General features: G+C 50.9%; 10 protein-coding genes. 3 read left to right on the forward strand and 7 right to left on the reverse strand.

The features are described 5' to 3' along the window. Window positions 1-10 precede the first annotated feature (10 nt). Entirely contained in the window at window positions 11-673 is a 663-nt protein-coding gene (locus tag ACPV3A_RS29850; protein WP_194544283.1) for a helix-turn-helix transcriptional regulator, read from the reverse strand. A 195-nt stretch (window positions 674-868) separates the two neighbouring features. Continuing rightward, the gene (locus ACPV3A_RS29855) at window positions 869-1042 is read right to left on the reverse strand and encodes a GapA-binding peptide SR1P (RefSeq protein ID WP_074961774.1); all 174 of its coding nucleotides are present in this window, start codon (window positions 1040-1042) and stop codon (window positions 869-871) included. Window positions 1043-1370: 328 nt separating this feature from the next. On the opposite strand from ACPV3A_RS29855, the gene ACPV3A_RS29860 reads away from it, so the two are divergent. After that, on the forward strand, window positions 1371-2345 hold the full coding sequence (locus tag ACPV3A_RS29860) for a cation diffusion facilitator family transporter (RefSeq protein WP_426203268.1): 975 nt from the start codon (window positions 1371-1373) through the stop codon (window positions 2343-2345). Window positions 2346-2409: 64 nt separating this feature from the next. Here the strand turns inward: ACPV3A_RS29860 and ACPV3A_RS29865 are convergent, their stop codons facing one another. Then, entirely contained in the window at window positions 2410-4206 is a 1797-nt protein-coding gene (locus ACPV3A_RS29865; protein ID WP_426203270.1) for an alpha/beta fold hydrolase, read from the reverse strand. A 285-nt stretch (window positions 4207-4491) separates the two neighbouring features. On the opposite strand from ACPV3A_RS29865, the gene ACPV3A_RS29870 reads away from it, so the two are divergent. Then, the gene (locus tag ACPV3A_RS29870; protein WP_426203273.1) at window positions 4492-5883 is read left to right on the forward strand and encodes a SpoVR family protein; all 1392 of its coding nucleotides are present in this window, start codon (window positions 4492-4494) and stop codon (window positions 5881-5883) included. A 126-nt stretch (window positions 5884-6009) separates the two neighbouring features. Here the strand turns inward: ACPV3A_RS29870 and ACPV3A_RS29875 are convergent, their stop codons facing one another. Together ACPV3A_RS29875 and ACPV3A_RS29880 are read right to left on the reverse strand one after the other, a co-directional pair. After that, window positions 6010-7071, reverse strand: a complete 1062-nt coding sequence (locus ACPV3A_RS29875; protein ID WP_426203276.1) for a protoglobin domain-containing protein — start codon at window positions 7069-7071, stop codon at window positions 6010-6012. 213 nt (window positions 7072-7284) lie between these two features. Then, window positions 7285-9180, reverse strand: a complete 1896-nt coding sequence (locus ACPV3A_RS29880; RefSeq protein WP_076324448.1) for a PrkA family serine protein kinase — start codon at window positions 9178-9180, stop codon at window positions 7285-7287. Window positions 9181-9445: 265 nt separating this feature from the next. Between ACPV3A_RS29880 and ACPV3A_RS29885 the strand changes: the two genes are divergently transcribed. Then, window positions 9446-10222 (forward strand): DUF2161 family putative PD-(D/E)XK-type phosphodiesterase, encoded by a 777-nt coding sequence (locus ACPV3A_RS29885; RefSeq protein ID WP_426203278.1) that lies wholly within the window; start codon window positions 9446-9448, stop codon window positions 10220-10222. Window positions 10223-10359: 137 nt separating this feature from the next. Here ACPV3A_RS29885 and ACPV3A_RS29890 read toward each other — a convergent pair whose 3' ends face one another. After that, window positions 10360-11574 (reverse strand): PLP-dependent aminotransferase family protein, encoded by a 1215-nt coding sequence (locus ACPV3A_RS29890; protein ID WP_426203281.1) that lies wholly within the window; start codon window positions 11572-11574, stop codon window positions 10360-10362. 109 nt (window positions 11575-11683) lie between these two features. Beyond that, a complete protein-coding gene (locus ACPV3A_RS29895; RefSeq protein ID WP_426203283.1) occupies window positions 11684-12340 on the reverse strand; it encodes a DNA-binding response regulator in 657 nt (218 codons plus the stop codon). Window positions 12341-12653: the final 313 nt, after the last annotated feature.

Here is a 12653-nt window from a genome sequence, read left to right on the forward strand (position 1 = left end):
ATTCCTCCCATTATTCCTCGGCTACCATGTCGAGCAGCATTTTGATAATATTCGTTTTTGTGATCCGACCGACAACCTTCCAGTGTTCCCCCGGATTCCCCGTAGCGGACGGAACGACAACCGGCAGGCTATCGATTTGATGGTTGATGATTTTCCGGGCGGCATCCAGCACCGTATCTTCCGGCTGCACGGTTGTCACGTTAGCCCGGCGGGTCATGATCAGGCTTACCGGCATGGAGGATGCCGTCGGGTTGCCAAGCGTTACCTTAAGCAGATCCTTGCGGGACACAATCCCGGCCAGATGACCATCGGCATCGGTAACGATCAGATTCCCCACGTTCTCCAGAAACAAGGATACAACGGCTTCATGAATCGTCGTGGTCTCACGCACTATAACCGGAACACCGTGCAGATCGCCTACCTTCATTTTGAGAAGGCGGAACTTCTCCTCCCGGTCGCGCGTTCCCCGCTTTCCCAGAAAGTACCCGACCTTTGGCTTGGCATCAATATAATCCAGAACCACCAGTTTGGATAAATCGGTACGAAGGGTGGCTCGGCTGACATTCAGCATCTCCGCAATCTGATCTCCTGTAATGGGTGCATGTTTTTTTACGATATCGACGATATCCTGCTGCCTTGTCGTCAGTTCGATAGTGATCCCTCCTGCGTGCATTTCCTCTACTTGCCGATATAATACGTCATATATAATATATATGCAACATATTTTCGTCTAAAAAATGCATAATTAGGTATCAATCATTTTTTTAATACCCATCAAAAAAGGTTATAAATCCATAAAAAAGCATGCTTTCTGGAAGATTTCTCCCAAAAAAGCATGCTTTGTTTACATTCCGCTAACGATCATCCATTAATTTTGAGGGTCTGTGCCTTTGCATTCCCCTTTTCCGCAATATCCATAAATGATCTTCACTCCGTCGGTTGGAATCGTGTCCACCATTTCATCACATCTGGAGCATATAATCAGGCCCCATTCCTCATTCGCCTTGCCTTTCGCTGCCTCCGGACTTGTTAACGCTTTCATAACATTTCCTCCTTATGTTTTTTCACTTTGCTGCAAGGCAGTTTACGCTTTGTCATCCAGCGGTAACTCGATTCGCCACATCCTCCTAAAGACCACTTACCAACCCTGTTCACTACATACATCCCTTTATTTTCCACTATATTCTTAATGTATTGGGTAAGAAATGAAGATATGAGTAAATCATGATTAATGTAACAAAAAACATGTTAAGTAATATGTATGACATCATGTTTCACGTGAGGATTGGGGATACCCTTAATTTGGCATGATATGATAATATATACTTCGGATTTAAATCGAAATCGACAAAATAGACGGAGGGTTCGGATTGAAGAACACATGGCAGCTTATTAAGAAAGGAAACACCTCATCCGCCATTGCAGCACTGGGCAACACGGGATTGGCCATAATCAAAGGGATAGCGGCGTCCGTTAGCGGCAGCGGTACGATGTTTGCATCCGCCATGCACTCGGTGGCCGATGCCGTAAACCAGGGGTTTGTATTCGTAGGCAGCGTGCTGGCCGAGCGAAAGCCGACCAAGAAGTTCCCCACCGGATTCGGCAGGGTCATTAATCTGGTCTGCATGGTCGCGGTGATCGTGGTCACCATCATGGCCTACGAAACGATACTGAAAGGCTTCAAGCTGTTAAAGCATCCGGAAGAAGCCACGAATTTCTGGCTTAATTTCATTGTGCTGGCCATTGCCGTTATCATTGATGGCTCTATCCTGATGAAAGCTATGAAAGAGATTATGAAGGAAACCCGTGTTCAAGCATCCGGATTTGCCCTGCTGCCCGCCGCTTTCAAAAATGCCGGCCGCGCTGCCCCGCCTACACGGCTTGTGTTCTATGAAGACATCGTGGCTACGCTTGGCGCCCTCTTCGCGCTGATCGCCATTGTGTTCGCGCATTTCTTCAATTTCCTCATCCTGGACGGAATCGCCACGATCCTGATCGGCTGTCTGATGGTGGGCGTAGCCTTTAAGGTCGGATATGACAATATGGTCGGCTTAATCGGCGTCGCCGCTCCGAATGAAGTAGAAGAGAAGATCTCCCAGATCATACTCGGCGATCCGGATGTCCGCGACATCAATCGTCTTCGCATCCTGCAGGAAGGCCGCAACTATCATGTGGAGGCCTACATTGAACTGAAGAAAGGGATGACCCTGGCCGAGGCCGGCCATTCCAAAATGAGAATCAACGCCCTGCTGACCCAGGATCCGAACATTTCGGATGTGACCTTAGGCATCCTGGAGGACGATGGAATCAAGCTCTGGAATCCGAGCGAGACTATAGATAACTAAAGGGAAGAGGCGCACCTCAGAGTCCGAATGGACCTTGGGTACGCCTCTTTTTTCATACGGCTTCTTACTGATTGCGCTTCAGGAATTCGACCATCCGCGCATAAGCGATTTTTTCGTTGGCCTTCTTCGTAATGCCATGCCCCTCGTCATCGAACACGAGATACTCCACATCACGGCCTTTCGCCCTCAAGGCTTCGACGATTTGGTCAGATTCCTCTTTGACGACACGCGGATCGTTAGCCCCTTGGATGATCAGCATCGGGTTCACCATATCATCCAGGTACGTAATCGGCGAATCCTTGATAAAGCGTTCTTTATCCCGTTCCGGATCGCCTATCCAGCGCTCCATAATCGGCTTCCAGTGCTCGGGTACCGAGTTGTAGAAGGTAAACAGGTTGCTGACCCCGACGATATCAATGGCCGCTTTGAAATACTCCGGATTACGTCCTGCCAGCAGCAGAGTCATATACCCGCCGTAGCTTCCGCCCATCACGAAGAGCTTCTCACGGCTTGAAATGCCTTGCTCAAACAGCCAATCCATGCCTGCCAAGCAGTCCTTGCGCGGTCCCTCGCCCCAATCCTGCTCCACCAATTTCACGAAGGAGCTGCCGTAACCCGTGCTTCCCCGGAAGTTCGGACAGAAGATGTGATACCCTTTGGCCAGAATATACTGGAACATGGAACGGAACTGCTTGCGTTCCGAGGCTTGCGGGCCGCCATGCGGCCAAAAAACCGTATAACCGTTCGCCACATGGTCTTTGGCTCGGAACAGGAGCGCTTCGATCTCCATGCCGTCAAAAGAAGGATACGTCACAACCTCCGGCGTCACCATGTCCTCGTCGGTTAATCCTGTCAATACGTTCTTCGTGATCAAACTCCATGCGCCGCCGGCGTAACGGTAAATGTTAAGCGGCTTCACGGCGCCGCGGGCAAGCAGGTACAGATTGCCGGACTTTGTCACGTTCAGCTGCTCCACGATATCCGATGGAAGAGGAATGGCGGTTAATGCGCCGCTGTCGAGCGAATAGGCATACAGTCGATCCTCCACCCCTTTTTCCGTGACGATATAGAGAGTCCGTGAATCCTTATGGTAGCGCAAGAGCTGGATGCTCTCCCGGTCGAAACGGCACAGCGGTTCAAGCTTCTGCTGAGGAATGTCGTAAGTGGCTACATATGAAAATTCCGATTCGTAATCCGTTGCGAAAATGACCTGGTCATTGCTGGCAAACAGCACATCACCCGAGATGTGAACCTGATCAGGGGAAGGCGTCAAGCAGAGCGGCTCGCCGCCTTCACGCTTCACGTAACTGACATAGTAGGTGTTGGCATACATTTTCGTATATGCGATGGTTTTCTCGTCGGGGCTCACGGCACACATTTCGGTCGACGTCACCTCGCCTTCATGCAGCAAATGATCCTCCTTGGTGTCCAGATGATATACGCGCGAATTCAGGAAGGACGGATTCCCCTTCGACGTGACGTAATACAATCGCTTGCCATCCTCCGACAGATGCACGAAATAATGTTTGTCATCCGCATCCGCCCCTTCGAACAAAGGCATCGGTTCGCCACCATTCCAAGGCAGCGCATGAAACTGATAGTTCTCATTCCCGTCACGGTCAAATGCCGTTAGGATATGTCGCCCTTCCGGGTCCAGCTTGATAAAGCTTGCGATCTGGTCATTGTATGTAAGCGGATAAGGGTAGGACGTCTCCCCTTCTAACTCCATGGCCCATAAATTGAACTTTCCGTTCAGGCTGCTGCTGAACACGAGCCGTGACTCGTCTGCGCTGATTCCGAAGGTACGAATGCCATAAGTTTGAAAAAATTGCTCCACATCGGGTTTAGGAAATTCGATCATTCATTTGCCTCCCTGACCTCATCTTATTATCCATCGGTTAATAAATGGAGAAGTCTGCCAAACCGCTGGATTAATCCCATTATAACGCAAAGCTTTCCGAGGGGCATCGTTACATGGTCTGGCAGCTCGCTGCGTCTGAGGAACGAGAACAGCTCTTTTTTTGACCCAAAGCCTGTACGTTTATCCATCATCCGTTCATGGATTCCCTTTCCAGCCCGCATATCTGCAGCAAGATTCCATATAAATGATAAGAACCATGTTTTTAATAACGAAGGGGGGATTCTCGTGCACCAAGACGAGATCGCGGAACTGGAACGTTCCATTGCGGAGATTACCGAGATCGCTACAGGCTTTGGCCTTGATTTTTACCCTATGCGATATGAGATCTGCCCGGCAGACATCATATATACCTTCGGCGCATACGGCATGCCTACCCGGTTCAGCCACTGGAGCTTCGGAAAAACCTTCAATAAAATGAAGATGCAGTACGACTTCGGCCTTAGCAAAATCTACGAGCTCGTGATCAACTCCAATCCATGTTATGCGTTTCTTCTGGACGGCAACTCCCTGATTCAAAATAAACTCATTGTGGCCCATGTCCTTGCACACTGCGATTTCTTTAAAAACAACGCCCGCTTCTCCGTCTCCAACCGTAATATGGTTGAGAGCATGTCGGCTACTGCCGAGCGCATCTCCCGTTATGAGATTGAGCACGGTACGGAGGCGGTGGAGCAGTTTATCGACGCTGTGCTGGCGATTCAAGAGCATGTGGATCCGCATATCATAAGACCGGATAAACTCGATAAGCAACGGTACAATGCACGGCGGGTGCTGGAGCGTAAGGAGGAAGCCAAACGGCAGAAGCCTCCTGGCCGGTACGATGATTTGTGGGATATGGATGAAGACGGCGAAGACAAAGCCGATAAAACACCGGCAGCACCCAAACGCTTCCCGCCCGAGCCGGAGAAAGACATCATGTGGTTCATTCAGGAGCACTCCGATATTCTGGAGGATTGGCAGCGGGACATTATGAGTATGCTGCGCGAGGAAATGCTGTACTTCTGGCCGCAGATGGAAACCAAAATCATGAATGAGGGCTGGGCTTCGTACTGGCATCAGCGCATTCTGCGGGAGATGGACCTGACCAGCGAGGAAACGGTGGAATTCGCCAAGCTCAACGCCTCGGTCGTGCAGCCGTCGCGCCACAGCCTGAACCCTTACTACCTTGGGCTGAAGATCTTTGAGGATATCGAACGCCGCTGGGATCGGGAGAAGATGTTTGATGTACGCGAATACGACTCCGATATTTCCTTCCTGCGCAATTATTTAACGAAGGAACTCGTGGAGGACCTGGACCTCTATGTCTTCGAGAAAAAAGGACCGGAGTGGAAAATCACCGACAAGGCGTGGGAAAATATCCGCGACCAGCTGGTCGTCTCCCGCGTAAATGGCGGCTCGCCGTTTCTCGTGGTAACCGATGGCGATCATCTTCGCTCCGGTGAGCTGATGATCAAGCATCTGTATGAGGGCATTGAGCTTGACCTGAAATATATGGAGCGTACCATCCCTTATGTTTACCGCCTCTGGGGCAAACCCGTGCATCTGCACAGCATGATCGAGGGCAAACCGATCCTGTTCTCCTACGACGGCAAGAAGCTTCATCGGCGATTTATTTAACAACGCAGCCCTTGAAGGCCATTATGGCGGCATAAAGCAGCAGCACCCGCGTTGGGGGATTCCTCCATGCGCGGGTGCTGCTGTTGTTTAGGGATATCCTTAATCTGTTCGCTTCTTGGATCCCTGTTATACACTTACCTTCTGGGATATGGCTCCCTCTTGGACATCATGCTTCTGAACATCATATTCATGCTGAAGTGATTCCAAATCATCGGCCAGCTTTTCCATCATTTTCACAAAAGCAGCCAATTCCTGCGAGCTTGCCGCCTGATTTCGTGCGTTCAAGGATGTTTTCTCTGATTCTTGCTCCACAAGCCCCAGCTTGCGGATAATGCCGCTGACCTTGTCCTGAATCTCGTCCATCGCCTTCTTGGAATGGGTGGCCAGCTTTCGAACTTCCCCGGCAACCACCTCGAAGCCTCTGCCTAATTCTCCGGCATGAGCAGCCTCAATCGCCGCATTCAGACCGAGCAAGTGGCTCTGATCCGAGATTTCCCTGATCAAGCTTCCCATCTGCTCAATATGCAGAATTTCTTCGCCCAGCTCGGAAGTCAGCGTATGCGCTTTTTCCTGTGCTTCCGCTGTTTTGATCGCATTGTCAGCCATTATCGCCGCGCTTTGATCCAGCTCCACGATCATGGCCGTCAATTCTTGAACTGCGTTTGTAATCGCTTCCAACATTCTTTGTTGATCCGATACCAAATTGTTGATTTTCTCTTTCTCTTTCATTTCGTAAGCTTCTAGAACGAGCTGGGAATCCAAATTAAACATCTTGCTCAGCGCATGCACCACTTGAATCCACTGATCCGGTACGATTTGCTTCAGTAAATCAGTGGCGATATCCAGATAAACCATGTAGCTTCCAAGGTAATAATCCGTTTTCAGGCCGATTCTGGAGTGAACTTGTCCGATCTTAATCCGTTCGGCAATATAAGTTTCATCCACTCTTCCTGCCGCAAGGGACATCCAATATACCCGCTGGGTCTCCTTAAGCCGTTCCACGGTCGAGGTGCGCTCGATAATCTGCATCAGCTGCGGCTGCGTCCCGATCTGCGCGTAAAACCGGTTAACGACCTCTTCAACCACCTTCGCAAACACGTCGCGATGATTGGCCAGCAGCTCCAGCCCTTGTTCATCCAATCCGATATACTCCAACTGTTGGCGTCTTTTCGGGGAAACATCAATCATTTCGATAACTCCACTCCTAAATAGCGTGATCCATATCACAGGTTCAAGTACTTAGGGTCCATTATAGACTATATTTACCATGCAGACATAATGCTAAAGTCCTAATTGTGTGTATATTTACACCACCCAACCGGGCCATTTCATCCCAAAGCATGAGAAACCACCCTAACTTCACAGGTGGTTTCTCACGGCATTCCGTTATTCTATCCGATATTACCGGTTCAACAGACTGCCCACATAACGCAGCAGCTCGTTCGCGCATACCGGGCAGTACCCATGCTCCTCGATCAGTCTGGAGCTCACCTCGTTGATCCGTTTTAACTGCACGGCATCCGGCGTTTTCGTCGAGGTTGTAATCTTGACGATATCCTTCAGGTCGGTGAACAGCTTCTTCTCAATCGCCTCGCGCAGGCGCTCATGATTGTGATATTCGAACTTTTTGCCCTTTCGGGAATAAGCCGAGATGCGAATCATGATCTCCTCCCGGAAAGCCTTCTTCGCGTTTTCCGAGACGCCGATCTGCTCCTCGATCGAACGCATCAGTCTTTCGTCCGGATCCATCTCCTCATCGGTTAACGGATCGCGGATTTTCGTCCAGTTGCAGAATGCTTCGATGTTATCCAAATAGTTCTCGAACAGCGTCTTGGCAGACTCCTCGAAGGAATACACAAAGGCCTTCTGGACTTCCTTCTTCGCCAGATCATCATACTCCTTGCGTGCGGCGGCAATAAAATTCAGATAGCGCTCCCGCTCCTCCTTGGCAATCGAGGCATGCTGATCCAGCCCATCCTTGATCGCCCGCAGCATATCCAGCGCGTTAATGCATTGAAGATCCTGCTTAATCAAAGCACTGGATATCCGGTTAATGACATACCGCGGATCAATCCCGGACATGCCTTCTTCCAGATATTCATTCTGCATCTCCTTCAGGTCCGCTTCTTTATACCCTTCGACTTCCACACCGTCGTACATGCGCATCTTCTTGATCAGATCCATGCCCTGCTTCTTCGTTTCCTTCAGACGAGTCAAGACGGAGAATATCGCGGCAGAACGAAGCGCGTGCGGCGCGATATGGATATGCTTCATATCGCTTTGGCCGATCAGCTTCGAGTAGATTTTCTCCTCGTCGCTGACTCGTAGATTATACGGAATCGGCATGACAATCATCCGGGATTGCAGCGCCTCGTTTTTCTTATTGGCGATAAATGCTTTGTACTCGGATTCGTTGGTGTGAGCCACGATCAGCTCATCCGCGCTAATCAGTGCAAACCGGCCGGCTTTAAAATTCCCCTCCTGGGTCAGGGAGAGCAAATTCCACAGAAATTTTTCGTCGCATTTCAGCATCTCCTGGAATTCCATCAAACCGCGGTTGGCCTTGTTTAACTCACCGTCAAAGCGATAGGCCCGCGGATCCGATTCCGAGCCGTATTCCGTAATGGTGGAGAAATCGATGCTGCCGGTTAAATCGGCAATGTCCTGCGACTTGGGATCGGACGGACTGAATGTACCGATGCCGACGCGGTTCTCCTCGGAGATTAATACCCGCTCGACTTCGACTTGTTCGATATCTCCGCCGTATTCGGTCTTAAGGCGAAGCTGGCAGGCCGGGCACAAATTGCCCTCGATTCGGACGCCAAGCTCCTTCTCGATTTCCGGTCTGAGCTCCAGCGGAATAAGATGCAGCGGCTCTTCCTGCATTGGGCAGCCGGAGATCGCGTATATGGCTCCCCGATCGGTACGGGAGTGCTTCTCCAGGCCGCGCTTCAGCAGCGTGACCAGCGTGGATTTTCCGCCGCTGACAGGCCCCATAAGCAGCAGTATGCGTTTGCGCACATCCAGCCTGCGGGCCGCGGAATGGAAATATTCTTCAACGAGTTTCTCAACAGCTCGGTCGAGACCGAAGATTTCCTGTTCAAAAAACTTATATTTTTTCTGGCCCCCGCTCTCTTCGAAACCGTAGGATTCGATCATGTCATATACACGGGCATGTGCCGTCATGGCTGGAGAGGGATCCTTCTTAAGTATTTCAATATATTCCCTGAATGTGCCGCTCCACGCCAAACGGTCGCCTTCTGCCCGATACGATGCTATGCGTTCGAAAATATCCATTTCGCTACCTCCTATGAGTCTGTTTATGGGGATTGGCTTCCATTCCACAGCGTCATTAGAAAACATTCCATTTTCGAAAAAGTGTATTACATACCTATGCGACTTGCTTGGAATAGTTGACCTTATTTTCGAAGTCATGCGCATGCAATTTTATCTAACCACCGGTCCATTCTACACTCGGGTACGCCATGCGAGCCGTCCCCATGCTATACTGAAATTACATTAACTTGACATTAAAGCATCTTTCGAATAAAGGAGAGTCATCATGGCGATAAAGCATGAAGCCGAACTGTACGCTCCCCTGAAGGCCTTTTTTGAACTAAACGGTTATGAAGTGAAGGGTGAAGTACGCAATTGTGATCTTGTCGGCATGAAAGAGGGCGCCGATGAACCACTGATCGTGGAGCTGAAAAAAACCTTCAATCTGGCCCTTCTGCTCCAGGGCATCGAGCGGTTAAAGCTGACCCCCTACGTTTACCTTGCCGTCGAAAAGAGCCGGGCGAAGAAAGGAGCCGTCAATCAGCGCTGGGCGGAGCTGACGGGGCTCTGCGGACGTTTGGGACTAGGACTCATTACGGTCACCTTCTACAAAACCAAAGCGCCCTTCGTCGAGGTGCTCTGCGAGCCGGAGATCGCCGTGCAGAAGGGCCGCACCGCCATCAGGCGCAAGGAACGCCTGCTGTATGAATTTCGGGAGCGCAGCGGCGATTACAACACGGGCGGGGTGACGAGAGCCAAGCTGGTTACCGCTTATCGCGAGAAGACGCTGCGCGTTGCTGCTGCCATGAGTGCGGCCGAAGTAGAGCAGCGAAGCTCGCGCGAACTACAGGAGGGGCATGAGCTCCAAGAAGGGCATGCCCCATCGGTGCTGTCCGGTATTTCTCCCGCGGCCGTGCGGGATCGAAGCGGCGTGGGATCGGCGGCTGACATTCTGCAGCGCAATTACTATGGCTGGTTCCGTCGGGTGAGCCGCGGTCGCTACGTGCTGACACCGGCCGGCGTACAGGCTCTGGCAGACTATGCTTCCGTATTGAAATCATAGATTCTGCAGGCAGAACTCCGAACAAGTACATATTCGCCCATGAAAAAAAGCTGCTGATTCTATTCCGAACCTGAAATCAGGCTCAATCAGCAGCTTTGCTATGTTATACACGATTCGCATAAAGAAACCTTCCATGTCTAATTCCGGGCTGTAAACTCCATCACGGCTTCGCTGATGAGATTCATGCCGAGCAGCAGCTCATCCCGCCCCGGATGCGTAAAATTCAGCCGGATACACTCACGGGTACGATCTGCCGCCGAGCACATCGAGCCTGGCAGGAAAGCGGCTCCTTTTAATAGAGCGGCTCTTAGGAGCGCATCCCCATTCAAGCCCGGAGGCAGCTGTACCCAGAGAAACATCCCCCCGGGAGGCACCGCATACTTCGAATCCTTCCACGCGCTGCGTTTCAGCAGCTCCACCATCAGCTTGAGCCTCGTTGCGTATTCCCGATTGAGCATGCCGATATGGTCCTCCAGCTTGAAATGCTTCGATTCCAGCAGATGGTGCAGCATCCGCTGGTTCAGCATGCTGGATTGCCAGTCGGCCATCTGCTTCACGGCCGTCATCATCTCAATCAAGCGCCGGTTCCCGGCAGCCCATCCCGTACGCAGCGCCGGCGCTACCGTTTTACTGAACGAGCCCACATACAGAACATGTCCTCCCTGCGGCTCCTCTAGTGAGAAGATGGAAGGAATTCGGGGCTTCGGATTCTTGGCGTCCGCAAAATAAAGATCGCCGTAAGAATCATCCTCCACGATAAGAAGTCCATGCGAGATACACAGTTCCAGCACCTGCTGACGCCGCTCCAAGCTCCACATCACGCCTGTCGGATTGGTAAAATTGGGCGCAGCCATAAGCAGCTTCGGCTTGTGCTGCCGGATCATGGCCTCCAGGTGCTCTGGCAGCATCCCATCTTGATCTCCCTCCACAGGCACGATGACGGCACCTTGGAGACGCAGCACCTGGAGCAGTCCCGGTGAGGTGGGGTTCTCCACCAGCACCGGATCGCCCGGGTCCACATACACCCTGACCAGCAAATCGATGGCCTGCTGCGTCCCTGTAGTCAGCAGAATATGCTGCGGCTGGATGCTCAGGCCTTTACGGCGGGAAAAGTCCTCGCTCAGCCACTCGCGCAGCGGTCCATAACCTTCAGCCTCACCGTACTGCAAGGCGAGCGGGTCCTCGGAGAGCACCGAGGTCGCCGCTTCTGCCAGTGAATGCAAAGGAAATAACTCTTCGGCCGGCAGCTCTTCTGCCAAGGAAATAAAAGAATCCCGCTTCGCAAGTTCCCTGATATCGCGCAGCGGGGATGACAAAAGGGTCTGTGCACGGGAAGCAAAGGAATACTGCATGGAAGTCCCTCCTCTAACCGTTATCAAAACCTCGGTTTTGTATTCAGGAGCCTCTTAACAACCTCTAAAAGGTATTCCTGATATGTATATATTATACCTTAATCCTGCATTAGGCATATATTTGTCTGCCTTGACGGGTATACAGCGCATACTTCTCGATCGCCTGTGCACGGGTGGATACCCCGAGCTTCACGTAGATTTTACGAAGGTAATTGTCAATCGAGCGGCGGCTCACCTGAATTTCCATGGCGATTTTGTCGTATGTAATGCCCTGGACAATCCGTTCCATTATAAAAGCCTCCGTCTCGGAGAGCTGGAGTCCGCCCTCGTTCATTGCAGAGGCCGTTAACGGCCAGATGCCTTGCCTTACCCAGTCGAGCGGCAGTGAGGCAACGCCTTCCCGGAGTCCGGTAATCATATGTATGAGCTGAAATGTGGATGCCTGCTTGGACAATAGGCCGCTTGCCCCTCGGCTGATCAAGGATTGCAGCAAAGGAAGGCCATCATTGTCAGTCATAATGACGACATGGGTCTTCGGGGACAGCTGCTTCATCTGCTCCAATACGGCTTCCGAGGTATGTTCCGACAAATGATAATCCAATAGTACCAAGTCAGGAAGCAAATCCCCGACCATTCGAAGCCCTTCTGAATCCGAGGATGTCATTCCCTCAACGAGCAGATCCTGCTGCTCTTCCAAAATCAATTTTGTTCCCAGCATGCTTGTAGGTTGACTGCCGACGATAATTACCCGCCAAACCTGATTCATTTTCTAATAGACCTCCTGTATCAACAAACTTGAATCTCTAGTGTCTCTATTAAGTAAGCGCCGTCAATTTCCTACATATCCGGTATTGCGAATCTTCGTTGTTTGCAGATATGGATAGACGCAATTTAGAGCCGTTATACGTATAGAAATTAGGTTAATTAATCCTATAGGCGCAGGGCCTTTGACGGTATGCATGGCGAATGTCTTATATGTATCCTATTTGATAATCAAATCTATACAGATTGTATCCCACTCTATCTTTCTAGGCAATCTATTTTTCATAAAAACAAGTGCTATTGGTTCGTCTTTGCGA

The sequence above is a fragment of the Paenibacillus sp. Dod16 genome, assembly GCF_049893405.1.
GTDB lineage: Bacteria > Bacillota > Bacilli > Paenibacillales > Paenibacillaceae > Paenibacillus_AQ.